This window comes from Paenirhodobacter sp., from assembly GCF_047600745.1.
GTDB lineage: Bacteria > Pseudomonadota > Alphaproteobacteria > Rhodobacterales > Rhodobacteraceae > Rhodobacter.
Map to the genome: position 1 here is coordinate 724,681 of NZ_JASGKI010000004.1, position 25,912 is coordinate 750,592.

The 25,912-nt window shown below is 66.0% G+C and carries 31 protein-coding genes and 1 tRNA gene; 7 read left to right on the forward strand and 25 right to left on the reverse strand.

The window, feature by feature from the left end; all coding sequences use genetic code 11:
• Positions 1-6: 6 nt before the first annotated feature.
• The 4 genes from QM789_RS12240 to QM789_RS12255 form a co-directional block, all read right to left on the reverse strand.
• Positions 7-201: a hypothetical protein gene (locus QM789_RS12240; RefSeq protein ID WP_420352174.1), complete on the reverse strand. Its 195-nt coding sequence runs from the start codon at positions 199-201 to the stop codon at positions 7-9.
• Between the two features lie 848 nt (positions 202-1,049).
• Positions 1,050-1,124, reverse strand: coding sequence for a hypothetical protein (locus tag QM789_RS12245; protein ID WP_420353304.1), 75 nt, complete (start codon positions 1,122-1,124; stop codon positions 1,050-1,052).
• A 58-nt stretch (positions 1,125-1,182) separates the two neighbouring features.
• Positions 1,183-1,404, reverse strand: a complete 222-nt coding sequence (locus tag QM789_RS12250; protein ID WP_420352175.1) for a hypothetical protein — start codon at positions 1,402-1,404, stop codon at positions 1,183-1,185.
• Positions 1,405-1,606: 202 nt separating this feature from the next.
• Positions 1,607-1,682: transfer RNA gene (locus tag QM789_RS12255), tRNA-Thr, on the reverse strand.
• Positions 1,683-1,785: 103 nt separating this feature from the next.
• On the opposite strand from QM789_RS12255, the gene QM789_RS12260 reads away from it, so the two are divergent.
• Positions 1,786-2,667: a hypothetical protein gene (locus QM789_RS12260; protein ID WP_420352176.1), complete on the forward strand. Its 882-nt coding sequence runs from the start codon at positions 1,786-1,788 to the stop codon at positions 2,665-2,667.
• A gap of 17 nt (positions 2,668-2,684) precedes the next feature.
• Here QM789_RS12260 and QM789_RS12265 read toward each other — a convergent pair whose 3' ends face one another.
• Positions 2,685-2,936 (reverse strand): DUF2312 domain-containing protein, encoded by a 252-nt coding sequence (locus QM789_RS12265; protein WP_420352177.1) that lies wholly within the window; start codon positions 2,934-2,936, stop codon positions 2,685-2,687.
• 123 nt (positions 2,937-3,059) lie between these two features.
• On the opposite strand from QM789_RS12265, the gene QM789_RS12270 reads away from it, so the two are divergent.
• Positions 3,060-3,275 (forward strand): hypothetical protein, encoded by a 216-nt coding sequence (locus QM789_RS12270; RefSeq protein WP_420352178.1) that lies wholly within the window; start codon positions 3,060-3,062, stop codon positions 3,273-3,275.
• Here the strand turns inward: QM789_RS12270 and hflX are convergent.
• The 9 genes from hflX to dusB form a co-directional block, all read right to left on the reverse strand.
• Complete coding sequence (hflX, locus tag QM789_RS12275) at positions 3,272-4,555, reverse strand: GTPase HflX (protein ID WP_420353305.1); 1,284 nt, start codon at positions 4,553-4,555, stop codon at positions 3,272-3,274. The genes QM789_RS12270 and hflX overlap by 4 nt on opposite strands.
• Positions 4,552-4,785, reverse strand: coding sequence for an RNA chaperone Hfq (hfq, locus tag QM789_RS12280; RefSeq protein ID WP_107323454.1), 234 nt, complete (start codon positions 4,783-4,785; stop codon positions 4,552-4,554). Before hfq ends, hflX begins: the two co-directional genes overlap by 4 nt.
• Before the next feature lie 115 nt (positions 4,786-4,900).
• Positions 4,901-6,433, reverse strand: a complete 1,533-nt coding sequence (locus tag QM789_RS12285; RefSeq protein WP_420352179.1) for a potassium transporter TrkG — start codon at positions 6,431-6,433, stop codon at positions 4,901-4,903.
• On the reverse strand, positions 6,433-7,809 hold the full coding sequence (trkA, locus tag QM789_RS12290; protein ID WP_420352180.1) for a Trk system potassium transporter TrkA: 1,377 nt from the start codon (positions 7,807-7,809) through the stop codon (positions 6,433-6,435). The genes QM789_RS12285 and trkA overlap by 1 nt, the downstream gene beginning before the upstream one ends.
• A gap of 1 nt (position 7,810) precedes the next feature.
• Positions 7,811-9,223 carry a sigma-54-dependent transcriptional regulator gene (locus tag QM789_RS12295; RefSeq protein WP_420352181.1) on the reverse strand — a complete coding sequence of 471 codons (1,413 nt, stop codon included), beginning with the start codon at positions 9,221-9,223 and terminating at the stop codon, positions 7,811-7,813.
• Positions 9,216-11,477 (reverse strand): ATP-binding protein, encoded by a 2,262-nt coding sequence (locus QM789_RS12300; protein WP_420352182.1) that lies wholly within the window; start codon positions 11,475-11,477, stop codon positions 9,216-9,218. Before QM789_RS12300 ends, QM789_RS12295 begins: the two co-directional genes overlap by 8 nt.
• A 65-nt stretch (positions 11,478-11,542) precedes the next feature.
• Positions 11,543-12,913, reverse strand: a complete 1,371-nt coding sequence (locus tag QM789_RS12305; protein ID WP_420352183.1) for a response regulator — start codon at positions 12,911-12,913, stop codon at positions 11,543-11,545.
• Positions 12,914-12,916: 3 nt separating this feature from the next.
• Positions 12,917-13,987 carry a two-component system sensor histidine kinase NtrB gene (locus QM789_RS12310; protein ID WP_420352184.1) on the reverse strand — a complete coding sequence of 357 codons (1,071 nt, stop codon included), beginning with the start codon at positions 13,985-13,987 and terminating at the stop codon, positions 12,917-12,919.
• On the reverse strand, positions 13,984-14,895 hold the full coding sequence (gene dusB / locus QM789_RS12315; RefSeq protein ID WP_420353306.1) for a tRNA dihydrouridine synthase DusB: 912 nt from the start codon (positions 14,893-14,895) through the stop codon (positions 13,984-13,986). The genes QM789_RS12310 and dusB overlap by 4 nt, the downstream gene beginning before the upstream one ends.
• A gap of 247 nt (positions 14,896-15,142) precedes the next feature.
• Here dusB and QM789_RS12320 point away from each other — a divergent pair, with 247 nt between their 5' ends.
• Genes QM789_RS12320 through QM789_RS12330 form a run of 3 tightly spaced genes read left to right on the forward strand, consistent with a single transcriptional unit; the run spans position 15,143 to position 17,240 of the window.
• Positions 15,143-16,273, forward strand: coding sequence for a bifunctional 2-C-methyl-D-erythritol 4-phosphate cytidylyltransferase/2-C-methyl-D-erythritol 2,4-cyclodiphosphate synthase (locus QM789_RS12320; RefSeq protein ID WP_420352185.1), 1,131 nt, complete (start codon positions 15,143-15,145; stop codon positions 16,271-16,273).
• 8 nt (positions 16,274-16,281) lie between these two features.
• Positions 16,282-16,776: a phosphatidylglycerophosphatase A gene (locus tag QM789_RS12325; protein ID WP_420352186.1), complete on the forward strand. Its 495-nt coding sequence runs from the start codon at positions 16,282-16,284 to the stop codon at positions 16,774-16,776.
• Positions 16,773-17,240, forward strand: coding sequence for a CinA family protein (locus QM789_RS12330; RefSeq protein ID WP_420352187.1), 468 nt, complete (start codon positions 16,773-16,775; stop codon positions 17,238-17,240). Before QM789_RS12325 ends, QM789_RS12330 begins: the two co-directional genes overlap by 4 nt.
• Here the strand turns inward: QM789_RS12330 and QM789_RS12335 are convergent.
• A complete protein-coding gene (locus tag QM789_RS12335; protein WP_420352188.1) occupies positions 17,231-17,683 on the reverse strand; it encodes a type II toxin-antitoxin system RatA family toxin in 453 nt (150 codons plus the stop codon). The genes QM789_RS12330 and QM789_RS12335 overlap by 10 nt on opposite strands.
• 80 nt (positions 17,684-17,763) lie before the next feature.
• On the opposite strand from QM789_RS12335, the gene hpt reads away from it, so the two are divergent.
• Together hpt and QM789_RS12345 are read left to right on the forward strand one after the other, a co-directional pair.
• Entirely contained in the window at positions 17,764-18,321 is a 558-nt protein-coding gene (gene hpt / locus QM789_RS12340; RefSeq protein ID WP_420352189.1) for a hypoxanthine phosphoribosyltransferase, read from the forward strand.
• On the forward strand, positions 18,318-18,485 hold the full coding sequence (locus QM789_RS12345; protein ID WP_420352190.1) for a hypothetical protein: 168 nt from the start codon (positions 18,318-18,320) through the stop codon (positions 18,483-18,485). Before hpt ends, QM789_RS12345 begins: the two co-directional genes overlap by 4 nt.
• Here the strand turns inward: QM789_RS12345 and QM789_RS12350 are convergent, their stop codons facing one another.
• From QM789_RS12350 to QM789_RS12395, 10 genes are all read right to left on the reverse strand, one after another.
• The gene (locus tag QM789_RS12350) at positions 18,486-19,016 is read right to left on the reverse strand and encodes a DsbE family thiol:disulfide interchange protein (protein WP_420352191.1); all 531 of its coding nucleotides are present in this window, start codon (positions 19,014-19,016) and stop codon (positions 18,486-18,488) included. It lies immediately after the preceding gene.
• On the reverse strand, positions 19,009-19,167 hold the full coding sequence (ccmD, locus tag QM789_RS12355; RefSeq protein ID WP_420352192.1) for a heme exporter protein CcmD: 159 nt from the start codon (positions 19,165-19,167) through the stop codon (positions 19,009-19,011). Before ccmD ends, QM789_RS12350 begins: the two co-directional genes overlap by 8 nt.
• Positions 19,164-19,892, reverse strand: coding sequence for a heme ABC transporter permease (locus QM789_RS12360; RefSeq protein WP_420352193.1), 729 nt, complete (start codon positions 19,890-19,892; stop codon positions 19,164-19,166). Before QM789_RS12360 ends, ccmD begins: the two co-directional genes overlap by 4 nt.
• 75 nt (positions 19,893-19,967) lie before the next feature.
• On the reverse strand, positions 19,968-20,630 hold the full coding sequence (gene ccmB, locus QM789_RS12365) for a heme exporter protein CcmB (protein ID WP_420352194.1): 663 nt from the start codon (positions 20,628-20,630) through the stop codon (positions 19,968-19,970).
• On the reverse strand, positions 20,627-21,256 hold the full coding sequence (ccmA, locus tag QM789_RS12370; RefSeq protein WP_420352195.1) for a heme ABC exporter ATP-binding protein CcmA: 630 nt from the start codon (positions 21,254-21,256) through the stop codon (positions 20,627-20,629). The genes ccmB and ccmA overlap by 4 nt, the downstream gene beginning before the upstream one ends.
• On the reverse strand, positions 21,256-21,606 hold the full coding sequence (locus QM789_RS12375; RefSeq protein ID WP_420352196.1) for an Mth938-like domain-containing protein: 351 nt from the start codon (positions 21,604-21,606) through the stop codon (positions 21,256-21,258). Before QM789_RS12375 ends, ccmA begins: the two co-directional genes overlap by 1 nt.
• Positions 21,587-22,585 (reverse strand): protein translocase subunit SecF, encoded by a 999-nt coding sequence (gene secF, locus QM789_RS12380; RefSeq protein ID WP_420352197.1) that lies wholly within the window; start codon positions 22,583-22,585, stop codon positions 21,587-21,589. The genes QM789_RS12375 and secF overlap by 20 nt, the downstream gene beginning before the upstream one ends.
• 12 nt (positions 22,586-22,597) lie before the next feature.
• Entirely contained in the window at positions 22,598-24,262 is a 1,665-nt protein-coding gene (secD, locus tag QM789_RS12385; protein WP_420352198.1) for a protein translocase subunit SecD, read from the reverse strand.
• Between the two features lie 15 nt (positions 24,263-24,277).
• Positions 24,278-24,616, reverse strand: a complete 339-nt coding sequence (yajC, locus tag QM789_RS12390; RefSeq protein WP_420352199.1) for a preprotein translocase subunit YajC — start codon at positions 24,614-24,616, stop codon at positions 24,278-24,280.
• Between the two features lie 115 nt (positions 24,617-24,731).
• Positions 24,732-25,892, reverse strand: a complete 1,161-nt coding sequence (locus QM789_RS12395) for a M20 aminoacylase family protein (RefSeq protein ID WP_420352200.1) — start codon at positions 25,890-25,892, stop codon at positions 24,732-24,734.
• Positions 25,893-25,912: the final 20 nt, after the last annotated feature.

A 25,912-nucleotide genomic window follows, 5' to 3' on the forward strand; every position in this document is an offset into this window, starting at 1 on the left:
TGCGGATTATTCGGCAGCGAATTTGGTCGCGAATTCCCCGCACCAGTCATTCGGCTTGACAACCGGCCAATAGCCGCGACTGTCAGCGTCCTTCTGGGTGACAGGCGGATTGGCGCGGCACAGACCGGCATCGGAAAGCTGGCTTCCGGAGTTGGCGGCATGGTTTTCATAGAACGCACAGGCGCTGCAATTATGGGCCATGATGATCTCCTGGCTGGCTGTTGTGGATCGCTCGCTGGCTTTCGGCTGGCTCGCTGGCTTTCGGCTGGCTCGCTGGCTTTCGGCTGGCTCGCTGGCTTTCGGCTGGCTCGCTGTCTCTTGAGGGACATATAGGAACCCCGGCGGATGGCGTCAAGTTTTTCTTTTTAATTTCATATAGTTGAGTTATTTTCTTGGGGATTTTAACCTGAGGATTTCGGTGGGGTTTGATGCGACAAGAGGGCGCTGTTCCGCAAGATCCGGGCGGGGGAGCGCCACGCAATCACACCGAAGAGCAGCGTATATCGGGCGCCCGGTTCGCCGAGGTTCCCGGTTTTCTCCGGCAGGCAATGGTTCGATCGGCGATGCGCGCAATCCCGTAATGATCACTATTCGCGCCTTTCGCGGATTGGCTTCAACGTAGAAGCAAACCTGACGCCCCTATCCTCCCAGGCATGATCGGGCCGGAATTTCGGGATCGCATCTTTCACTTGGATATTCCGACGCCATCACCATATGGGTAAGTTCATCCATAGAGAGGGCGTTGACCCCATGAGTGCGGCCTTGGAGTATGACGCGAATCTTCCCTGTTGAGGGGATCATATGTTACAGGATGACTTATGCGATTATTCGAAGGGCGAGCTAAGGCAGCGTTTCTAACGCGAGCCCACAGCTTTGCAAACAGAGGCTTTCATTGCCCATTCTGGTACCTGCTTGGATTTCTCGCCTCACCATGCCACCAATGCTGATCAGTATCAGCGTCATGCCGGACGCATAGGAGAATTCCCACAGGTATTCCCCGCCGCCCCGAATGCTGATCTGAACCACGCGCCTGGAATCAAGCACGCCATTCAGAACGGCACGCCATGATGAAACCTCTGCTCCTCATAGGGGCCAGCCGTATCGCAATGCGCGTCGATCTGGATCGCCCCGTGCCAAAAGCGCCTTCTGGATCGGACAGCTTATCGAATGGCACCACCGACGTTACACCGCTGGCCGCGACATGGCGATAATAGGCTTGAATGTCCTCGGTCGAGGCGTCAGGCAAGACCGGCTGCGGAACATAACGTCAGCTACATCCGCGACCGCAAGTTCCGTCAACGGCACGGTGCGCAGGACGTGATGAAAGGGGCCGATCCGTTCAACACCACGCAGGGCGCGCGCCCCGAACCGCGAGCCATTCCGGTTGGTCACGCCCAGATCCATCTGGCACCCCGATCAGCGCGACCTTCAGACCGAAAAAATCTTCCGCCGCCGCATCGGGCCGATAAGGCGCATCGAGCAGTGTCGAAACACCGGAATAGGGCGGCGGACCAGTCCGCGCCGGGGCGCCCTGTCCGAATCCGCCACGGTTCATCGCGCCGACACCCCGACCCATCGGGCCGAGACCAATGACTTACAGGAATTCTGGTGCCGACGGAGGGACTTGAACCCCCGACCCTCGACTTACAAGATCGCCGCTCTACCAACTGAGCTACGCCGGCCCGGTTTCTCGATACATGTCCACGGGATGGGGCGCAAGTAGAACCGATTTGCCAGGGCGGGATCCGCCCGCTATGGTCCGCGCAAGCGATGAAGGATGACGAAATGCAGGTCGCGTTCCACCTCGGGGCCTATTCCACGGATGCCGACCAACTGGTCCGGACCCTGCACGAAAACGATCGGCTGCTGCGTCGGCGGGGGATCTGCCTGCCCGATCCGATCGCCTTTCGCGGTGTGCTGCGCGACACGCTTACGGCCCTACAGGGCCAACCCGCCAGTGCCGAAACCAGCTCCGCGCTTTGCGATGCGCTGGCGGTCGAACAGGCGGACGATCTGCGCAGGCTGGTGCTCAGCCATGGGAATTTCCTTGCGCAGCCGGAGCGGATCATCACAGCGGAGGGGCTCTATCCGCTGGCGGCGGAGCGGATCGGCCCGCTGGCCAACCTGTTCCCCGATGCGCAGACCGAATTCCACTTCGCGCTGATCAACCCCGCGCTGCTGGTGATGGCGCTGGTCACGCGCCAACACCGGCGCAGCTATGACGAGATCATGGCCGGGCTGTCCCCCACCGACCTGACCTGGACGCCGGTCGTCGCGCGGATGGTCGAGGCGGCGCAGGGGCGGCGCCTGACGATCTGGTGCAACGAGGACATGCCGCTGATTCTGCCGGAGGTGGTGCGCGCGATGGCCGGGCTTGCGGCCACCGACCCGCTGGCGGGCGAATTCGGGATGCTCGAACAGATCATGACGCCCGAGGGCCTGACGCGGCTGCGCGACTATCTGGCCAGCCGCCCGCCGCATTCGGTGGCGCAGCGGCGCAAGGTCGTGACGGCCTTTCTGGAAAGCTACAGCCTGCCCGATGCGCGGGAACTGGACCTGCCCCTGCCCGGCTGGACCGACGAACTGGTCGAGGACATTACCCAGGGCTATGACGCCGATGTGGCCCGGATTGCGGCCATGCCAGGGGTGACATTCCTGCACCCCTGACCCGGCGGGCATGGCCCTCAGATCATGTTCAGCGCGGCCTTGTAGATATCAAGGATCGCCTCTTCCTCGGCGATGTCGTCCTTGTCGCGCTTGCGCAGCGCGATGATCTTCTTGATCACCTTGGTATCATAGCCCCGGCCCTTCGCCTCGGACATGATTTCCTTCTGCTGCTCGGTGATGTCCTTCTTCTCGGCTTCGAGATGTTCGTATTGCTCGATGAACTGGCGCAGTTCGTCCGCGGTCACGTTATAGGCGGTGTCATTGGGCATCTTGTTCTTCCTCGGAAAAGGCTCGGGGGTCTGAGTAGCCCGGCGCGGGGGCGGCTTCAACCCCGCCTGCTTGCCAACCCGCCCGGCGCAGGCTAGGCCATGCCGACAGTTGGGGAGACGGGAATGGACACTCTGATCTGGGCGGGCGCGCTGGTTTCCGTGCTGGGCATCGCGGGGATCCTCGCCAGCGTGCTGACCATTGCACGCGCACGCCGGGCCGGTCTTGCGGACGACGCGCTGCGGGCAAAGCTGCGCAGCGCCGTGGCGCTGAACATGGGGGCGCTCTTCGTCTCGGTGATCGGGCTGATGATGGTCGTGCTGGGCGTCACGCTCGGCTAAAGCGCGCGGAAGCGATGGCGCTGGCTGCCGGACCAGTTCACCTGAATCTCCCAGCCGTCCTTGCCCTCGGTCTCCGCCCGCACGACGTTCTGTTCGTGCAGCCATGCCCGTTCGCGGCCTTTGTCGAAGCCCAGATGCAGCACCTCGTCATGGCGCTCCTCGCCCAGCCGGGTTTCGATCGCGGCCAGCAATGCCTCGAACCCCTCCCCGGTCAGCGCGGAGACCGCCTGAATATCCGCGCGCCGCGCATCCTGCACCAGAAGCGCCTCGCGCAGCGGCGGGCTGAGCGCGTCGATCTTGTTCCAGACCTCGATCAGCGGCACATCCTCGTCCACGCCCAGCGATTCGAGGATTTCGCCCACATCCTCGGCCTGCTCCTCGGTCTCGGGGTGGGAAATGTCGCGCACATGCAGGATCAGATCGGCTTCCAGCACCTCTTCCAGCGTGGCACGGAAGGCGGCGACCAGTTCATGCGGCAGGTCAGAGATGAACCCCACCGTATCCGACAGGATCACCTTGCGCCCCGAAGGCAGCGTGATCCCCCGCATCGTCGGGTCGAGCGTGGCGAACAGCATGTCCTTCGCCAGCACATCCGCCCCGGTCATCCGGTTGAACAGCGTGGATTTTCCGGCGTTGGTATAGCCCACCAGCGCGACGATCGGGAACGGCACCTTGCGCCGGGCGGCACGGTGCAATTCGCGGGTGCGCACGACCTTCGACAGCTGACGCCGGATCCGGATCACCTGATCGTCGATCGCCCGGCGGTCCGCCTCGATCTGCGTTTCGCCGGGGCCGCCGACGAAGCCAAAGCCACCGCGCTGCCGCTCAAGGTGGGTCCAGGCCCGCACCAGCCGCGTCCGCTGATAGCTCAGCGCGGCGAGTTCGACCTGCAACACGCCCTCGCGCGTCCGCGCCCGGTCGGCAAAAATCTCAAGGATCAGCCCGGTGCGGTCGAGCAGCTTCACCCCCCAGAGCTTTTCCAGGTTGCGTTGCTGCACCGGGCTCACCGGCCCGTCGATCAGCACCAGATCGACGTCCAGCGCCCGCATCCGCTGCTTCAACTCCTCGACCTTGCCGGAACCGAACAGATGCCCGGCATGGGGTTTGGGCAGGCGCACGACCTCCTCCCCCACCACATCGAGGTTGGGCAGCGCCGCCGCAAGCGACACCGCCTCCGCAAGCCGCAAGCCCGGCTCGCGGCGCGCATCACTGTTCTTCAGATCAGGATGCAGGACATAGGCCCGCGTGGGCTTGTCCGCATGGGTGACGGGATCGCTCAGTCTTCGCCCTCGTACAGAGAGATCGGTTGCCCCGGCATGATCGTCGAGATCGCGTGCTTGTAGACCAGTTGCGACTGGCCATCGCGCCGCAGCAGGACGCAGAAATTGTCGAACCAGGTGATGACGCCTTGCAGCTTCACCCCGTTGATCAGGAAAATCGTCACCGGCACCTTCGTCTTGCGGACGTGGTTCAGGAAGGCGTCCTGAAGATTCTGTTTGTCGGCAGCCATATTATCTATGCCTATTGTTATTGTTGTTGGTGTCGCGCGGCCGCCCAGGGGGCTCCCGTCTTCCCAGAGTATGCGCAAGAGCGGGCGAGTTTCCACCCCCAAAATCAATCCTTTGCTAGGAACGCCAAAGCTCCGGGTTGAACAGCGCGATGATCGCCAGCGTTTCCAGACGCCCCAGAACCATTGCGAGCGCCAACACGAACTGCGCCCCGTCGTTCAGGTCGGACCAGTGCAGCGGCGCGTTGCCCGCGATGGTTGCAAGCGGGCCGGTATTCGTCAGCGCGGAGATCGTCATCACCATCGCCGCCTCGAAATCGAGCCCGGTCAGGGTGGCGGCGGCCATCACCACCAAGATGGTCATGGCGAAGAGCATGAAGGAAATCCAGGCGATATAGGCGCCCTGCCGCCGCAGCCAGCGTGCCGTCGGCCCGCCACCCGAAACCGAGGCCGGGTGCATCAGCCGGTTCATCTCGCGCTCGCCATGGCGCACCAGCGCATAGACCCGCAGCAGCCGCACCCCGCCCGCCGTGGTGGCGATGCCGCCCCCGGTGATCGCCAGCCCCGCCAGAACCAGCCCCGGCGTGCCGAGCCCCGACCAGGTTCGCGCATCGTCCCAGCTTTCGGAGGCGAAACCCGTCGTCGTCAGAAAGGACAGCGCCGTGAAAGCCGATCCCCAGACCGAACGCAGCACCGCCAGCGGCGACAGCGCCGTGTCGATCTCCAGCGCCGCAATCCAGTGCCGCAAGAACAGCAGCACCGTCACCGCCCCCACCAGCGCCGCCGCCAGCACCAGTTCCGGATCGTTGCGCAGCCTGTCGGTGGCCCGCAGCTCGCCCCCGCCGGGCCAGAGCCTGCGCGACAAAGCGGGAATCAACAGGAGGAAGATCAGCATCTCCCCCGGAATCCCCGCGCCGCTGTTTTCAAGGCTGCGCAGCGGTGAAATCCCCGAGGTCGAAAGCGTCGACATCGCATGGCACAGCGCGACAAGGCTGTCTTCGCCCAGCAGCACCAGCCCAAGCCACAACGCCACCGTCAGCCCGGCATAGGCGGGCAGCAGCACGAAGGTGTAATGGCGGATCCGCTCCTCGGGCTCGGCGGTATCCTCATCGAAGAAGGTGGGGGATTCGCCCCCCTTCGCGCCGCCCCCCAGCATCGCGCCGCCACCGAAAATCTCGAACCCGCCCAGCCGCAGCGGCGCCAGCACCGCGATCGCCATCACCAGCATGAAGAAGCCGCCGAGCCACCCCACCAGCGCGCGCCACAGATGCAGGCTCGGGGCCAGCCGCTCGGGGTCATACAGCGTCGCGCCCGTGGTGGTGAGCGCGGAAACCATCTCCCACCAGCTACGGAACAGACCGGTATCGGGCACCGCTTCGTAGAACGGCAGCGCCAGAACCAGGGGCAGCAGCAGAAAGGTCGCCAGCATGTTCAGAAGCTGTGTCCGCCCCGAATTCCCGGCCGGATTGGACGACGCCGCCAGCCCCGTCAACACCGCCAGGAACAGGAACAGCAGACAGCCATACAGAAAGACCCGCGCCACCCGGTAATCATGCAGGCTCATCGCATGGAACATCGGCACCAGCATCGCCAGCGCCGCGATCCCGATCAACTGGATCAGCAACGGTGTATCGCGCAAGGCCCGCAGCATCAGAAGAAATCGACCGAAACCTGCAACAGGCGCTCGACCTCCGGCACATCCGCCGCCAGCGCGAAAAGCAGGATCACATCGCCCTCCTCGATCCTTGTATCGCCGCCGGGCTTCACGATCCGGTCGCCCTTCTGCACCGCCCCCATCAGCGCGCCTTCGGGGAATTCGATCTCGCGCAGCAGCTTGCCCGCCATCGACGAGGTGCCCAGAACCTGCGCCTCGATCACCTCGCCCTCGGCATCACCGATCGAATAGATCTCGCGCACCCGGCCGTGGCGGATGTGGCGCAGGATCGAGGACACCGTGGTCGCCCGCGGGTTGATATAGGCGTCGATGTCCAGAGACGCCATCAGCGGCACCAGCGTCGGATCGTTCACCAGCGCGATCGACATCGGGCAGCCCGCCTGCTTCGCCCGTACGGCGACAAGGATGTTGGTCTTGTCGTCATCGGTCACCGCCAGAACGGCATCGGCACGCTCGATATTCGCCTCTTCCAGAAGCTCCGCGCTCATCCCGTCGCCATGCAGCACGATCGTGCGCTGCAACGCATCGGCCGCGCGTTCGGCGGTGGGGCGATCGCGCTCGATGATCTTCGCCCGCACCCGGTCGGAGCGCGTTTCCAGCGCCCGCGCCACGCCCAGCCCGACATTGCCGCCGCCGATGATGACCACCCGCTCCTGCTTCCGCGTCGTCTTGCCAAACAGTTCCAGCGTCCGGGCCACGTCCTCGGTGAAGGCAAAGACATAGATCTGATCGCCCGCGAACAGCTGATCCCCCGGTTCCGGCGCGAACAACCGCCCCTCGCGGCGCACCCCCACCACCAGCGCGCGCAGCGTCGAGAACAGATCCGTCAACTGCCGCAGCGGCGTGTTCAGCACCGGACAGGCTTCCTCCAGCGCGATGCCCAGAAGCTGCACCTTGCCGCCCAGAAAGCTCTCCGTGTCGAAGGTCGCCGGGGCCGAAAGCCGTTGCAGCGCGGCTTCGGCCACTTCGCGCTCCGGGCTGATCACGACGTCGATCGGCATCTGTTCGCGGCGATACAGGCTCGCATATTGCGGCGCCAGATAGCTTTGCGCCCGCAGCCGGGCGATCTTGCGCGGGATACCAAAGACCGAATGGCCGACCTGACAGGTGACCATGTTCACCTCGTCCGAATAGGTCGCGGCAACGATCAGGTCGCAGTCCTTCGCCCCCGCGCGTTCCAGCACATCCGGATGCGAGGCGAACCCCACCACGCCCTGCACATCGAGCGTATCCGACGCCCGGCGCACCAGTTCGGCGTTGGAATCCACCACGGTCACGTCGTTCTTCTCGCCCGCCAGATGGCGCGCGATCTGCCAGCCGACCTGCCCCGCGCCGCAGATGATGACCTTCATCTCAGACCTCTTCGTCCAGATCCTCATCTTCCAGATGGGCGATCCGCCCGCCGGATTTCGAGGTGGTCACCACGCCCAGCGATTTCAGCTTGCGGTGCAGCGCCGAACGCTCCATGCCGACGAAATTCGCGGTGCGCGAGATATTGCCGCCGAAGCGGTTGATCTGCGTCAGCAGGTATTCGCGCTCGAACAGTTCCCGCGCCTCGCGCAGCGGCAGCGTCGCCAGTTGCCCGCCCAGCACGATCCGCCCCTCCTCCGACGGCGCCGCATCGCCCGGCAGTTCGCGCGCCTCGATCGGGCCGGTGCCCTCGCCCAGGATCAGGATCCGCTCGATGACATTGCGCAACTGCCGGATGTTGCCCGGCCAGTCCATCGTCTGGAGCGCCGCCGTCGCCTCTTCGGACAGTTCGCGCAGCGGCAGGCCCTGCGTGCGGTTGAAGATCTCGATGAAATGCGCGGCCAACAGCGGCACGTCCTCGCGCCGTTCGGAAAGCGCGGGCACCGCGATCGGCACCACGTTCAGCCGGTCATACAATTCCTGCCGGAACCGCCCCGCCGCGATTTCGGCCGCCAGCTCCCGCGTGGTCGAGGAAATCACCCGCAGGTCCACCCGCACCTTGTCGCTGCCGCCGACACGGGTGAACTGCTGCTCGGTCAGCACCCGCAGGATCTTCGACTGCGTGCCCATCGGCATCTCGGCCACTTCGTCAAAGTAGATCACCCCGCCGTGGGCCTGTTCCAGCAACCCCTTCTCGGTGCCGCGCTCGGCGGTCTCGCGCCCGAACAGCACCTCCTCCATCCGGTCGGCGGCGATCGAGGCGGAATTCACCGTCACGAAGGGCGCCGTCGCGCGGTTGGAATGCTGATGGATGAACCGCGCGGCGGTTTCCTTGCCCGAACCGGGCTCGCCCGACAGCATCACCCGGCCGTTCGATTTCGTCACCTTGTCGAGCTGGTCCTTCAGCTTGCGGAACGCCGCCGAATTGCCCAGCATCTCGCCGGTATGCAGGTCGCGCCGCCGCAGGGTGGAATTTTCGCGCCTGAGCCGCGCCGTCTCCATCGCCCGGCTGATCACCACCATCAACTGGTCGATGTTGAAGGGCTTTTCGATGAAGTCATAGGCCCCCTGCTTGATCGCCGCGACCGCGATCTCGATATTGCCGTGCCCCGAGATGATGATGATCGGGATGTCCGGATTGTCGCGCTTCACCGTCTTCAGGATGTCGATCCCGTCCATCCGGCTGTCCTTCAGCCAGATGTCGAGGATCATCAGCGCCGGCGCCTCGGCGTTGATGCTCTCCATGCAGTCGTCGGAATTGGCCGCGAGCCGCGTCTTGTAGCCCTCATCCTTCAGGATGTCGGCGATCAGCTCGCGGATGTCCTTTTCGTCGTCGACGATCAGAATGTCACTCATGGTTCGCACTGTCCTTGATGGCCCGCTGGCCCGCCCGGGCCCGCGGCAGTCGGATTTCGGCCAGCGCGCCCGAAGGCGCCCCGGCGGTGAAGGGAGGCGCATCGGTCAGGGTCAGCGTGCCCCCGTGCTCCTCGATGATCTTCTTGACGATCGGCAGGCCCAGGCCGGTGCCCTTGGCGCGCGTGGTGACATAGGGCTCGAACAGCCGCGCGCGGTCCTCCGGCAGGCCGATGCCGTTGTCGGCGATCCGGATCGTCACCGCGTCCGGGGCGACATCCATGCCCACCCGGACCTCTGGCATCCAGCCATCCGGCATGCCCTTTTCGTGCAGGGATTCAATCGCTTCTCCGGCGTTCTTGATCAGGTTCGTCAACGCCTGCGAAATCATCGTGGCATCCAGTTCCACGATCACCGGCTCGACCGGCAGGTCCGCCACCAGCCGCGCGCCATGCAGCGCGCCTTCCTGCAACAGCACCGCATCGCGGGTCAGCCGCACGATGTCATGGTCGCGCCGGTCGGGCTCCGGCATCCGGGCGAAACGCGAGAATTCATCGACGATCCGGCGCAGGTCGTTGGTCTGCCGCACGATCACCCCGGTCAGCTGCTCCAGCGTTTCCAGATCCTCGCCAACGACCAGCCTGGAATATTTCCGCTTGATCCGCTCGGCCGAAAGCTGGATCGGTGTCAGCGGGTTCTTGATCTCATGCGCGATGCGCCGCGCCACATCGCCCCAGGCCGCCATCCGCTGCGCGGAGACCAGTTCCGTCACATCATCGAAGGCCACCACGAAGCCCTCGCGGTCGCCCGCATCCGAATGTCGCTCCGCCATCCGCACCAGAAGGCTTTCTAGCCGCCCGCCCCGCGAAATGCGGGTTTCCTCCTGAACCACCGTCTGAATACTGTCCCGCAACCGCAGGAAAAGGCCGCCAAATTCCGGAACGACATCGCTCAGCATGCGGCCCTGCGTGTCCTCGGGCAGCGCCAGCAGCCGCACCGCCGACCGGTTGAGGAAATCGACCCGCCCCTCGGCATCCAGCCCGATCACCCCCGAGGTCACCGAGGACAGCACGGAATCGAACAGCCGCCGCCGCTCCTCGGTCAGCTCGTTCGACGCCACCAGCGCCTCGCGCTGGCCTTTCAACTGCCGGGTCATCCGGTTGAACACCGATCCCATCGTGGCGATCTCGTCGTCGCCCGGCTCCTGGATCACCTGCACGTCGAGGTCACCCTCGCCCACCCGCTCCGCCGCCGAGGCCAGCCGCCCGATCGGCCGCGACAGCCGCTCCGCGAACCACAGCCCGACCCAGACCGCCGCCAGGATCAGGATCAGCGCGAAGCCGACATAGATCAGCCCGAACTCGAACAGCATCCGACCCCGCGCCTGTTCAAGCTGCCGGTAAAGCTGAACCGTCTCGCGCGTGTTGTCGAGCAGCGACAGGATCTGGCCGTCGACCTTGCGCGACACATACAGATAGCGGTCCACGAAGGCATCCAGCCGCACCAGCGCGCGCAGTTCCGAATTCGGCCAGTCCTCGATCAGGACGGTTCCGCCCTTCTGCGCCTGAACGATCCGCTCCGGCGAGGGCGTTTCAAAATCGAACAGATAGCTGCGTTCGCCGCGCGAGACGATCTGGCCGGTGCCGTCGATGACATAGGCTTCCTTCAGGCCGCGCTGGATCCGGGTCTGACCCGCCACCAGAAGCTCGCGCAACTCGCCATCTTCCATGAAGATCGCCGCCTGCCGCTGCTGGTTCAGGAACCCCGCCAGCGCATCGGCATCCTGCACCAGATCGCGGCGGTGTTCGTCCTGATAGGCTTCGGCGGCCTGAAGCGAGGTTTCCAGCACCGAGCGCACCCGGTCCGAGAACCACCCCTCCAGCCCGATATTCAGCGTCAGCCCCGCGAACAGCGCGACCAGAACCGTGGGCACCAGTGCGATCCCGGCGAACAGCCCGGTCAGCCGCAGCGCCAGCCGCGACCCCGAGGCCCGCGCCCGCCGCGCCGCCAGCATCTGCAACAGCCGCATCATGATCAGACCGGCGAGCAGCAGGAAATAGATGAAATCGGCCAGCAGCACCAGCCGCAGCGCCGCCGATTCCGCGCCCTGCGCCAGCGGCCCCAGAACCACGAAGGTCGCCAGCGCCAGCACCGGCCCCAGCACCGTCAGCCCGATGGTCAGGACGTTCTGCAACTGGCGCTGCCGCCGTAGCCGGGCCCATCTGTCCCCGGCGCTGCGCTGAACCGCTGTTGTCAATCCTGCCCCCGGTCACTCGCCCCGCCGCCGATGCGACGCATCGGCAACAGGAGCCTGTGGCCGTTTTACATCAGCTTGCGGCGGCGTGTCACCTGAATATCCAGATCGGTAATCTTTTTGCGCAAGGTATTGCGGTTGATCCCGAGCAGATCGGCACATTTGGCCTGATTGCCGCCCGTCGCGTCCAGCGCGATCTCGATCAGCGGGCCCTCCATTTCCTTCAGGATCCGGTCATAAAGCCCCGGCGCGGGCAGGTTGCCGCCATGCAGGTCGAAATACCGCCGCAGGTGCCGCGCGATCGAAGCCGAGAGCTTCTCCCCCTCGCCGCCCGAACGCAGCGGTTCGATCGCCGGTTGATTGCCCAGCACGAATTCGACCTCGGCGCGGGTGATCTCCTCCTCGGAAGAGGTCACCACCAGCCGCCGCACGGTGTTTTCCAGCTGCCGCACATTGCCCGGCCAGGCATAGGCCCGCACCAGCGTCATCGCCTCGCCCGAGAACCGCCGCGTGCCCAGACCGTCCCGCTCCGAGCGCGTCAGGAAATGATCGGCCAGCAGCGGAATATCCTCGACCCGCTCGCGCAGCGCGGGCACCGCGAGCGTGACACCCCCGAGCCGATAGAACAGATCCTGCCGGAATTTGCCGCCCTCCATCAGGCCGGACAGATCGACCTGCGTCGTCGCCATGATCCGCGGTGCCGGGTCCGGGAGCGCATCCAGCATCCGCACGATCCGGCCCTGTGTTTCATCGTCGTAATCGCCGACCTCATCGAAAACCAGAGACCCGCCCTTCGCCTTCGCCAGCAGCGCCGAAGGCCCCTCGGCGCCCTGAAGATCCGCCGCCTGAGCGACCACGAAAGGCAGCGTCCGGCGGTCCGAAAAGTCATGGATCGCCCGCGCGATCAGTGATTTCCCGGTGCCGCTCTCGCCCAGGATCAGCACCGGCAGGTCGGCATTCATCACCCGCGCCACCAGCCGGTAGAGCGCCTGCATCGCCGCCGTGCGCCCGACCAGCGGCAGGTCGGTGCCCTCGGTGCGCGGCTCGATCACCTTCGGCGTCACCTGCGCCTTGCGCTTCTGCTCCAGCGCGCGCGCCGCGCGTTTCATCAGGTCGGGCAGGTCAAAAGGCTTCGGCAGATAGTCGAAGGCATCGGCCTCCGCCGCCTGGATCGCCGTCATGATCGTGTTCTGCGCGGAAATCACGATGACCGGCAGGCCCGGCCGGATCTGCGCGATGCGGGGCAGCGCCTCCAGCCCGTTGCCATCGGGCATGATGACATCCGAGATCACCAGATCGCCCTTCCCCTCCTCCACCCATCGCATCAGCGTCATCAGCGAGGCGGTGGCATGGACCTTGCAGCCCGCGCGGGTCAGCGCCTGGGTCAGCACGGTGCGGATCGTGCGATCGTCGTCAGCAACAAGAACGGTGCCGTCCATCGGTCATTTCTCCTTGGGGGCGACAGGCAGGGATATGCGGAACACGGTGCGCCCGGGCACGGAGTCCACGCTGACCCAGCCGTCATGGTCCGAGATGATCTTGGACACGAGGGCCAGGCCGAGGCCGGTGCCGTTTTCGCGTCCGGAAACGAAGGGCTCGAAGATCGAGGCGGCGATGTCGGGCGGGATGCCCGGGCCGTTGTCGATGATCTCGACCTGAAGCGGCAGCGCCTGGCCCTTGCCATCCGCCCGGCGCAGGCGCAGCGAATAATCGTAGAAGGTATGGATGCGGATCGTGCCCTCCGCGCCCTTCGACGCCTCGGAGGCGTTCTTGAGCAGGTTCAGAAACACCTGCGTCAGCTGATCCGCATCGCCCAGCGTCGGCGGCAGCGATGGGTCGTAATCCTCGACAATCACCATATGCGAGCCAAAGCCGAACATCGCCGATTTCCGCGCCCGATCCAGCACATCGTGCAGGTTGACGGGGCGCTTTTCCGGTGGACGGACATTGCCGAACTGTTCGACCTGTTCCAGCAGTTTGACGATCCGCCGGGTTTCATCAACGATCAGGTCGGTCAGTTCCAGATCGTCGCCCTCAAGGTTCATCGACAGCAGCTGCGCAGCCCCGGCGATGCCCGCCAGCGGGTTCTTGATCTCATGCGCCAGCATCTCGGCCATGCCGATCGCCGAGCGCGCCGCCGATTTCACCATGCTCGCCCGGCCCAGCCGATCCGCCAGTTCGCGCGGCAGGATCAGCAGCAGCACCGCCTGCGGATCGTCGCCCAGCGGCGCGGCCTGAAGGTTGCACTGCACCGGCGCCTTTTCTCCGGTCGTCACATCGACATCGTTGACGAACAGCGCCGAACGGTTGGTGCGCACCCGCACGAAGATTTCCTCAAGCGGCGCCGAAATCACCAGCCGCTCCAGCACCGAATGCCCCTTCAGCATCTTCGAGGACAGGTTGAGGAAGGCTTCGGCCGCCGGGTTGATCTCCAGCACCCGATCCTCGCCGTCGATCAGCAGCGCGGGCGTGGGGAGCGAACTCCAGATGATGCCGGGAGCGGGCAGGTTCATGCGGCCATCCTTTCGCCAAAGGCGGCGCGGATCAGGCCAAGGGTGGCCTGCGGCGTCGTCGAAACCATCATTTCGGCCCGGAGCGGGGCGCCCGCGGCATCGGCATACCAGCCCAGATGCTTGCGCGCGAGGCGCAGCCCCAGTTCCGCGCCATAGAAGGACAGGATCGCCTCGTAATGCTCGGCCACCAGATCGGCGAGCGGGCCACGCACCGGCGCGGGCGTGCCGTAAAGCCTGTGCGCGATCGCCGCCAGCCGCCAGGGCGCCCCCTGCGCGCCACGCCCGATCATCACCCCCGCCGCGCCGCTCTGGTCCAGCGCCTGCCGCGCGGTGGTGGCATCCGTAATGTCGCCATTCGCGATGACCGGCACCGAAACCGCCTCGCGCACAGCACGAATTGCGGCCCAGTCGGCCTCGCCCTGATAGAACTGCATCCGGGTGCGGCCGTGGATCACGATCATCCGCACCCCCGCCGCCTCGGCCCGCCGCGCGATCTCGGGGGCGTTCAGGCAATCGGCATCCCAGCCCAGCCGCATCTTCAGCGTCACCGGAACCTCGACCGCACCCGTCACCGCCTCGATCAGCCGCAGCGCATGGTCCGGATCGCGCATCAGCGCCGCGCCGGAATAGCCGCCCGTCACCTTCTTCGCCGGGCAGCCCATATTGATGTCGATGATCCGCGCGCCCATCCCGGCCACGATCTTCGCCGCCTCCGCCATCGGCGCGGCCTCCCGCCCGGCGAGCTGCACCGAACACGGCAGGTCGAGCCCCAGCTCCGTGCGCGCCTTTGCCCGCACCGAGGGTTTCGCCGTCAGCATCTCTCCCGAGGCCACCATCTCCGACACCACCAACCCCGCACCGAAGCGCGCGACGATCCGGCGGAACGGAAGGTCGGTGATTCCCGCCATCGGTGCCAACAGCACCGGCGGGTTGAGCCGCAATGAATCCAGACCGATCGTCACCAGCTTTTCCGATATTGTTTCTCCCCAGCTAGCCCCTCGTTTTAAGAATCTCAATTCCGGCGAAGGGTTAACGGCGGCAAAAATCGGCACATGCACAATTTTTAATCTCCAACGGCGGTTCCATGCGGCACTGGCGAAGATTGCGCGCCGCATCTGCATGGCCTAAGTCCTTCCGAAGAACTGTGGAGGGCAGATGACGGTCGCGGTGATCATTGTTGCGGCAGGGCGCGGAACCCGGGCGGGCGGGGGAGAGCCGAAGCAGTGGCGCCCGCTGGCAGGGCGTCCGGTGCTGGCCCATACGGTTGATGCCTTCCGCGGCACGGGCCGCATCGTGCTGGTGCTGCACCCCGAGGATATGGCCCGTGGGCAGGCGCTGTTCGGCGGCACGGTGACGCTGGTGGCGGGCGGGGCGACGCGGGATGCTTCGGTGCGGGCGGCGCTCGATTGCCTTGAGGGGTCGGATGTCACCCGGGTGCTGATCCATGACGGCGCGCGGCCGCTGGTGCCTGCGCAGGTGATCCGCGATGTTCTGGCGGCACTCGACAGCACCCCGGCAGCGGCCCCGGCCCTTGCCGTCACCGATGCGCTGTGGCGTGGCACCGAAACGGTGACCGGCACGCAGGACCGCACCGGCCTGTGGCGCGCGCAGACCCCGCAGGGCTTTCGCCTTCCGGATATTCTGGCCGCCCACCGCGCCCATCCCGGCGGCGCGGCGGATGACGTCGAGGTCGCCCGCGCGGCGGATATGGCCGTGCGCATCGTGCCGGGCCACGAAGACAATCTGAAAATCACCTTCGCCGCGGATTTCGCCCGCGCTGAAGCGATCCTGCGAGAGAGGACGAAAATGGATATCCGCACCGGCAATGGCTATGACGTCCACGCTTTCACCGAGGGCGATCACGTCATGCTCTGCGGCGTGAAAGTGCCGCATACGAAGGGCCTTCTGGGCCATTCCGATGCCGATGTGGGGATGCACGCGCTGACCGATGCGATCTATGGCGCGCTGGCCGAGGGCGACATCGGGCGGCATTTCCCGCCGTCGGATCCGCAATGGAAGGGCGCGGCCTCGTGGATCTTCCTCGACCATGCGGTGAAGCTCGCGGGAATGAAGGGCTACCGGCTGTCGAACTGTGACGTCACGCTGATCTGCGAGCGGCCGAAGATCGGGCCGCATGCGCTGAGCATGGGCGAAACGCTGGCGCGCATCATGGGGCTGGACCCCGGGCGCGTTTCGGTCAAGGCTACGACATCGGAGCGGCTCGGCTTTACCGGACGCGAAGAAGGCATTGCCGCGATCGCCACCGTCACCCTGATTTCCGACTAGAGGCCCCCATGTCCGCCAGCCAGATCACCGCAACCGTCTTTGGCCTCGGCTATCTGCGCCCGGCGTCGGGGACATGGGCCTCGCTCGCCGCGATCGCGCTGGCCTCCGGGCTGCATCTGTGGGGGGGCTTCCCGCTCGTCGCTGCCGCAACGGTGCTGGTCACCGCGCTCGGCTTCTGGGCCTGCGCGGCCTTCATCCCGGGGCTTGGCTCGGACGACCCGTCCGAAGTGGTGATCGACGAAGTGGCGGGGCAGTTCCTCGCCTTCAGCGCGACCTCCTTCGGCCTGTGGCATGCGGGGGTGGGCACCCTGCCCTGGCCCGCCTGGCTCGCGCCGCTCGTGCTGTTCCGCCTGTTCGACATCTGGAAACCCTGGCTCGTCGGCTGGGCCGACCGCAAGCACGGCCCGCATTGGGTGATGATCGACGATCTCTTCGCGGGCCTCTTCGCCGCGCTGGTCTCGGTCGCGCTGGCCGGGGTCTATCACGGGGTGCTGGGGCGATGAGTGCCGAACTCCTCGCCGCCGCGCGCGCCCGGGGCTGGCGCATCGCCACCGCCGAAAGCTGCACCGGCGGCATGGTCGCCGCCGCGCTGACCGACATTCCGGGCAGTTCGGACGTGTTCGAGCGCGGCTTCGTCACCTATTCCAACCTGGCGAAGCAACAGATGATCGGCGTGCGGGCCGAAACCCTCGCCGCCCATGGCGCCGTTTCCGAACAGGTCGCGCACGAGATGGCCGAGGGCGCGCTGGCCCATTCGGACACCCATCTGGCGGTGTCCATCACCGGCATCGCAGGCCCCGGCGGGTCGGAGTTCAAGCCCGAGGGAAGGGTCTGCTTCGGGCTGGCGGTGAAGGGCGCGCAGACCGTCACCGAAACGGTGGAATTCGGCGCCCTCGGCCGCGCCAATGTCCGCGCGGCGTCGCGCGATCATGCGCTTGCGCTGCTCGCCCGCGCGCTTCAGCCGTAAAGCACCTGTGCCCGGTCCTCGAACGCCTTCACGATCTTCTTCATCGCCTGATCGAAGACCACGCCGATCACCCCCTGAAGGATCGCGTTGCGAAACTCGAAATCCACGAAGAATTCGACATCGCAGCCGCCTTCGGGCCGGTCGGTGAACTGCCACCAGCTTTTCAGGTATTTGAACGGCCCGTCCAGATATTCGGTATCCACCCGGTGGATCATCGGAAACAGCGTCACGCGCGAGCCGAAGCGTTCCCGGAACACCTTGAACGAGATCACCAGATCGGCCTCCAGCACCTCGCTGCCCGGCTCCGGCCCCGGCTTGCGCGACCGGATCCGCGCGGCGGAGTTCCACGGCAGGAACTGCGGATATTTCGCCACATCGGCCACCAGGTCGAACATCTGCCCCGCGCTGTAGGGCATGACCCGCTTTTCGCTGTGCCTTGGCATCCGTCCCCCGCTTCTGCCCGTTTGCATCCCCCCCTTGTTGCGCTAAAGCGGAAGGGAAATGCAAGCCCGGAGGAACCCCGATGCCATGCTCCGTCGATGGACGTCCCTATGAAATCAGCCAGATGATCTCCGCCAAGCGGATCGCGGCCCGGGTCGAACAGTTGGGCGAGGAAATCTCGCGCAGCTTCGCGGGCACCGACCGGCTGGTGGTGGTGGGGCTGCTGCGCGGCTCCTTCGTGTTCATCGCCGATCTGATCCGGGAAATCTCGGTCCCCTGCGAGGTCGATTTCCTCGAAGCGTCCAGCTACGGCAATGACGTCAATTCCTCGCGCGAGGTGCGCATCCTGAAGGATCTGCGCGGCAATATCGGCGGGCGCGACGTGCTGGTGGTCGAGGATATCGTCGATACCGGCCACACGATTTCAAAGGTGATGGACATCCTGCGCGCCCGCGGGCCCCGGCGGATCGAATGCTGCGCGATGCTCGACAAGCCCACACGCCGCGAAGTGCCGGCGAACGCCACCTGGACCGGATTCGAGATCCCCGACAAATTCGTCGTCGGCTACGGGCTCGATTTCGCGCAGAACCACCGCAACCTGCCCTTCATCGGCACCGTCGCCTTCACCGACGAAAAATGAACCTGACCTGGCTTCTGCGGATGGCGAAATGGGCGCGTCATCCGCCCTCGAAACGGCAGGTGATGATCGGGGCCGTGGTGCTGGCGGTGGCGCTGCTCATCGTCGGGATCGAACATCTCGGCCTCTGGCCCGACTGGGCGCGGGTCGAGAAGGTCCGGCGCTGATCACTCGCCCGGACCGGCCAGAAGCGGTTCGATCTGATTGGTCACCACCTCTTGCGTCAACGGCCCGGCAAAACGGAACAGAACCCTGCCGTCGCCGTCGATCACGAAGGTCTCGGGCACGCCATAGACGCCCCAATCCGTCGCCATCCGGCCTTGCGGATCGGCCCCGGCCTTGGCGAAGGGATTGCCCATCTCGTTCAGGAAGCCGGTCGCCTTCTCGGGGTCGTCCTTGTAGTTCACGCCATAGATCGCCACCCCGTCATCGGCGAGCAATTCGAGCTGCGGATGCTCCACCCGGCAGGGCGCGCACCACGATGCCCAGTAGTTCACCAGCTTGATCTGCCCATCCCGCAGGTCGGCATCGGTGAAGGGCACATTGTCACCCAGCACCTGCAACTGCACCGCCGGCGCCGGTTTGCCCGCAAAGGCCGAGGGCAGCTGCGACGGATCCTGCCGCTGCATGCCCCACCAGAACAGCCCCGCCATCGCGACGAAAGCGAGCGGCGGCAGAAGGACGAGCGGCTTAACCATTCCGGCGCATCCGTGCTTCCTGCGCCGCCAGCGCGCGTTTCACCTGCCCGCCGCGCCAGACCGACACCGCCACCAGCGCCGCCATCAGCCCGATCGTCGCGCCCCAGGCGACCAGCACCGTCACCGCATATTTGCCCAGTTCCGGCATCATGCCATCCGCTCCCTTTGCTCCAGCGCCTTGATCCGCCGCAGCCGGATTTCCGTCCGTGTCCGCAGCAGCACCAGCGCCACGAAGAACAGGATGAACCCGGCAAGGCAGAACAGCAACGGGAACCAATACACATCTGCGATATGTTCGGCCTTGTCGAGGCTGAGCGTCGCGCCCTGATGCAGGCCCTGGTTCCAGAAATTCACCGCGTACCGGCTCAGCACGGCAAAGACCGAACCGACGAGGCACAGCACCGAGGTCAGATCCGCCGCCGTATCCGGATTGTCGATCGCCGACCACAGCGCCATGTAACCGAGGTAGAACAGGAACAGGATCAGGAACGACGTCAGCCGCGGATCCCATTCCCACCACGTCCCCCACATCGGCTGGCCCCAGACCGCCCCGGTGATCAGCGCCGCCAGCGTCATCACCGCGCCGATCGGCGCCGCCGCCTTTGCCGCCAACGCCGAGACATGGTGGCGCCGGATCAGCCAGATCAGCGAGGTCACCAGCATCATCGCCCAGATGTTGATCGCCATCATCGCGGCGGGCACATGGACGTAGATCACCTTGACGGAGGAGCCGAAATTCTCCGCCTCCGGTGTCAGGAAGAAGCCCCAGAACAGCCCGACGGCCAGGCTCACCACCGCCAGCCCCGTGGCCCAGGGCAGGATCAGCCCCGAGGTCTTCATGAATTTCACAGGGTTGGCATATTCCCAGATCGACATGTGGTGTTGCTACCCTTTGGCTGGCTATGACACAATTCGGATATAGGTATCATTCGCCGGGCGATTTGACCCGGGTCAAGATTGCCGCAGATTCACGCGGATCGCCGCGGCAGAGGCGAAGGGCACAACGGCGATCGCCGCCGCCGTGATTCCGCCCAGCATCATCAGCGGCACCTGAACCGCCATCCCCCCGGCGCCGCGCCGCACCAGTTCCGCGCCGAAGATCAGCGTCGGCACATAGAGCGGCAGCACGAGGAGCGACAAGAGCAGCCCGCCCCGCCGCAGCCCCACCGTCAGCGCCGCGCCGAAGGTGCCCAGCACCGACAGCGCGGGCGTGCCAAGCGCCAGCGACAGCACCAGCCACGGATAGGCCCCCTGCGGCAGATGCAGCAGCACCGCCAGCACTGGCGCCGCCACCACCAGCGGCAGGCCCGTGGTGATCCAATGCGCCAGCGCCTTGACCGTGACCACACCCTCCATCGGGATCGGCGCGGTGGCGAGCAGGTCGAGCGAGCCATCCTCGAAATCCAGCGCGAAGATCCGGTCGAGCGAGAGCAGGCAGGCGAGCAGCGCGCCAAGCCACAGGATCCCCGGCGCGATTCGCGCCAGCACCCCTCCCTCCGGCCCGACGCCGAAGGGTACCAGCGTCACCATGATCAGGAAGAACGCCAGCCCGAGGCCGAAGCCGCCCCCCGCCCGCACCGCCAGTTTCAGGTCGCGCAGCAGCAGGGCGATCATGCGAAGACCTCATCGAACCCGCCCGCCAGCGCGCCCTTCGGCGGGCGGGCCTTGTAGGGTGTCAGGTCGAGCACCCGCGCCTCGGGCAGGCCGAGGTCGATATGGGTGGCGATCACCGCCGCTCCGCCGCCCGCAAGATGCGCGCGAACCGCCTCGCCAAACAGCGCGACCGAAGCCGCATCGAGAGAAACCGTCGGTTCGTCCAGCACCCAGACCGGCCGCCCCGTCACCAGCAGCCGCGCCAGACCCAGCCGCCGCTTCTGCCCGGCCGAAAGGCTCGCCGCCGCCCGCCCCGCCAGCGCATCAAGGTTCATCCGGCTCAGCGCCGCGCCAATCTGCCCGCCATGGACCGAAGCCCAGAACCGCAGGTTCTCCGTCACGCTCAGCGCACCCTTCAGGCCATCGGCATGGGCGGCATAGGCGATGCTGTCGGGATCCGCCTCCACCTGCCCGGCCAGCGGCGGTTGCAGCCCGGCCAGCGTGCGCAGAAGCGTGGTCTTGCCGATCCCGTTCGGCCCGCGCAACACCAGCGCCTGCCCGGGCGCGAGCGCGAAGCCCACCCCCTCCAGCACCGGCAGCCCGCCCCGGCTCACGGTCAGATCCCGGACGTTCAGCAGCCCCGCCATCAGCCCGGCATCGGCAGGAGCGCGGCGGCAACGAGGCGCCCTTCGGACAGCAGCACGTTATAGGTGCGCGCCGCCGAAGGCGTGGACATCGGTTCGCACATCACTCCCCCGGCCTCCAGCCGCGCGACGAAGGGCTTGGGCAGGAAGGCGATCTCCGCCCCGGTGCCGACGAACAGCAGATCCGCCAGCCCCAGCAGCGGAGCGATATCGTCATACCCGCCCCAGGGCGAGACCCCCCCGGCATGGATCACGATCCCGCCGCGATACACCGCGCCGCCGATGCGGAAGAACCCCGGCCCGTAGCCGTCCACCGGCAGGGCCGCGCCGAATTCAGCGGGGTTGATCGGCATCGGGCACCTCTACCTTGTCACCGAACAGCTTGGCCGAGGGATCGACCTTCTTCTTGTCCCGGTTGACGCCCAGCATCAGCACGATGTTCTTCGAGATGAAGATCGACGAATAGGTGCCGACAAACACGCCCCAGACCATCGCGAAGACAAAGCCCCGGATCACGTCGCCGCCCCAGATCAAGAGCGGAACCAGCGCCAGCAGCGTGGTCATGCTGGTCGCCACGGTGCGCGACAGGGTTTCGTTCACCGAGAGGTTCATCACGTCGCGCAGAGGCATCGTCTTGAACTTGGTCAGGTTCTCGCGCAGCCGGTCGAAGACCACCACCTTGTCATTGACCGAATAGCTGAGGATCGTCAGCAGCGCGGCCACGATCGACAGGTCGAACTTGATCCGGAACAGAACGAAGACACCGATCGTCAGGAACAGGTCGTGCAGCAGCCCCACCACGGTGCCGAGCGCGAACTGCCATTCAAACCGGATCCAGATATAAACCATGATGCACAGGATCGTCGCCACCGCCGACCAGACCGCGGTCCAGATCAGCTCGCCCGAGACCTTCGGCCCGACGGATTCGGTGGAGACCACGCGCACATCGGGATCCACGGTCTTCAGCGCCTCGGTCACGCGGCCGATGCCGGTTTCGTCCATCGCCGCCGCGCCGTCCTGCTGCGCCTGGATCCGGATCGAGGCCACATGCTGATCGGCGCGGAACGAGGGGTCGAACACTTCGGAGATCAGCACATCGCCCAGATGCAGCCCTTCGAGCGCGCCCCGATAGGCGTCGATCCGCAGGGGCTCCGTCGATTCCGTGCGGATCGTGGTGCCGCCCTTGAAGTCGATGCCGAAGCTGAGCCCCGGCCAGAACAGCGAGAAGGCCGAGATCACGGTCAGGATCAGCGCCAGCCAGAAGGTCAGCCACTGATGCCTAAAGAAGTCCCATTCGGTATGGGTGGGAACGAGTTTCAGACGGAAAGCCATTGCAGTCGCTCCTCACACCACGATCGTTTTCGGACGCCGCCAAGCATACCATTCGGCAATCATCAGCCGCACCAGCCACAGCGCGGTGAAGATCGAGGCCACGATCCCGATCAGCAGGGTCACGGCGAAGCCCCGCACCGGGCCCGCGCCCAGCACGAACAGGATCACGCCGACCATGAAATGGGTGACGTTGGCATCGACAATCGCCGACATCGCCTTGTCATAGCCGATGTCGAACGCCCGGACGGGCGCCATGCCGCGGCGCAATTCCTCGCGCACCCGCTCGAAGATCAGCACGTTCGCATCGACCGCCGTGCCCATCGTCAGCACGATCCCCGCGATGCCGGGCATCGTCAGCGTGGCGCCGATCAGCGACATGAAGGCGATGATGAAGATGATGTTCACCGCCAGGGCGACCGAAGCGAGTGCCCCGAACATGCCGTAGGAGGCCACCATGAACACGACCACCGCGGTGAAGCCGATGACCGAGGCGATCATCCCCGCCCGGATCGAATCCGCGCCGAGTTCCGGCCCGATGGTGCGTTCTTCGAGGAAGGTCATCCCCGCCGGCAGCGCCCCCGCGCGCAGGAGCAGCGCAAGGTCCGTCGCCTCCTGCACCGTGAAGCGGCCGGTGATGATGCCCGAACCGCCCGCGATATGGGTCTGGATCACCGGGGCCGAGATCACCTTGCCGTCGAGCACGATGGCGAAGGGCTCGCCGATATGGTTCGCGGTATAGTCGCCAAAGGTCCGCGCGCCGGTCGCGTTGAAGCGGAAGCCGACGGCGGGCATGCCGTTCTGGTCCGTCTCGGGCCGCGCATCGGTCAGTTCGTCGCCGGTGACCACGGGCAGGGTATCAAGAATGTAGAACGTGTTGCGGTCATTCGCATCGGGCAGGATCTCCTGCCCCGCGCCCGGCCGCTGATCCGCCGTGGTCGCGCGCCCGACGACCTGATGGAAAGCCAGCTTCGCCGTGGTGCCGATCAGCGCCTTCAGCTCCGCCGCAGACCCGATGCCCGGCACCTCGATCAGGATCCGGTCCACGCCCTGCCGCATGATCGTGGGCTCGCGCGTGCCCGCCGCATCGACGCGGCGGCGCACGATCTCCAGCGATTGCTGCATGGTGCGGTCATCGGTCGCGGCCTGTTCGGGCGCGGACAGCCGCACGGTGAGCGTATCGCCCGTGCCGGTGATCTCCAGATCGTTCTGCCCGACGCCGGTCACAGACATCACCGGCCGCGCCAGCGCCTTCGCAACTTCGACCGCCTTGGCGATCTGCGACGCCTCGCCGATCTGCACCTTCAGCACATCGGGCGGAGAGGGCAGGCGGCGGATCGAACCGATCACCGCGCGCTGATCGGCCAGCGCCTTGCGCAGCTCCGGCCAGAGGCTGTCCATCCGCGCCTTGTAGACCTCGGACAGATGCACTTCGGCCAGCAGATGCGCGCCGCCGCGCAGGTCGAGCCCGAGGTTCACCAACCCCGACGGCAGCCACGACGGCCACCCCGCCATCGCCTCCGCCTGTTCCGACGTCAGCGCGTTGTCGCGTTCCAGCACGGTGACGGCATCGTTATGCGCCTCCACCCGCTTGTAGAACAGGTTCGGCGCCCCGAGCCCCAGCCCGACCACGCAGGTCAGCAGGATGAGAACGCGCTTCCAGACCGGAAAATGCTGCATGGCGGGGGAACTTTCTTATTCGGCCGAGGCCGCCGGTTCGGTCTTCGACAGCACCTGCGTGACCGAGGACTTCACCACGCGCACCTTCACGCCCGTCGCGATTTCCACTTCCAGTTCGCCGCTTTCCTTCACATTGGTGACCTTGCCGATGATGCCGCCCTGGGTGACGATCTGGTCGCCCCGGCGCAGCGCCTCGACCATCGTGCGGTGTTCCTTCAGCTTCTTCTGCTGCGGACGGATCAGCAGGAAATACATGATGACGAAGATCAGGATCAGCGGCAGGAACTGACCGAAGGCGGCCATGCCCGAAGCTGCGCCACCGGCGTCTTGTGCGAATGCGGGGGTCACGAACATTGAATGGTCCTCTCTATTGGGGCCTTTTGGGGGGAAATGCCCCCGGATTGTCGGCGCGCACCCTAATCGCGCCCCCCCGTGATGGCAAGGCGCGATGGGGCCGCTCACGCATGCGTCAGAGCGGCAGGGCGCGTTCCACCAGCCGGGCGAAGAAGCTCGCCCCCACCGGCGCGGCCTCGTCGTTGAAATCATAGGCCGGATGGTGCAGCCCCTCCCCCGGGCCGATGCCCAGGAACAGGAAGGCGCCGGGGCGGGCCTCCAGCATATAGGAGAAATCCTCCGCCCCCATGTCGCGCCCTACATCGTCCACCACCGCCGCCGGGCCGGACACTTCGCGCGCGACCTCGGCGGCGAAGGCGGCCTTCGCGGGATCGTTCACCGTGGGCGGATAGCCGCGCTCATAGCGCAGGCCCACCTCCACCCCATAGGCCGCCGCCTGCCCGGCGATGATGGCGCGGAAGCGCTCCTCGGCCAGGTCGCGGATCTCCGGATCGAAGGTGCGGATCGTCGCCCCGAACCAACCGCTTTCGGGAATGATGTTGTTCGCCGATCCGGCGTGGATCTCCGTCACCGAGACCACCAGCTGATCGACCGCCGAGACATTGCGGCTGACGATCGTCTGCAACGCCTGCACCATGCCCACGATCGCCACCACCGGATCGACGCAGACCTGCGGCGTCGCGCCATGCCCACCCTTGCCCGTCACCGTGACCCATGCGCTGTCCACCGCCGCCATCACCGGCCCCGGCCCGGTCTGGAAATGACCAAGCGGCAGGTTCGGCGCGTTGTGCATCCCGAAGACCTGCGAAATGCCGAAGCGTTCCATGATGCCCTCGCGCACCATCACCTCGCCGCCGCCGCCCTCTTCCTCGGCGGGCTGAAAGATCAGCGCCACGGTGCCCGCGAAATTGCGCGTCTCCGCCAGGTATTTCGCCGCGCCCAGCAGCATCGCCATATGGCCGTCATGGCCGCAGGCGTGCATCCGCCCGGGCGTTTCCGAGGCATACACCTTGCCCGTCAGTTCTCCGACCGGCAGCGCATCCATGTCCGAACGCAGCCCGATCACCGGCCCCGGTGCCCGCCCCCGGATCAGCGCGACGATCCCCGACCGCGCGATCCCCTCATGCACCTCGTCCACGCCGAACTCCCGCAGCCGCGCCGCGACGAAGGCCGAGGTCTGCGGCAGGTCGAATTCCAGTTCCGGATGCCGGTGCAGCCATCGCCGCCATTCGGTCATTTCCGGGGCAAAGGCGGCGATGCGGTTCAGGACGGGCATGATGGACTCTGTTGTTCGGG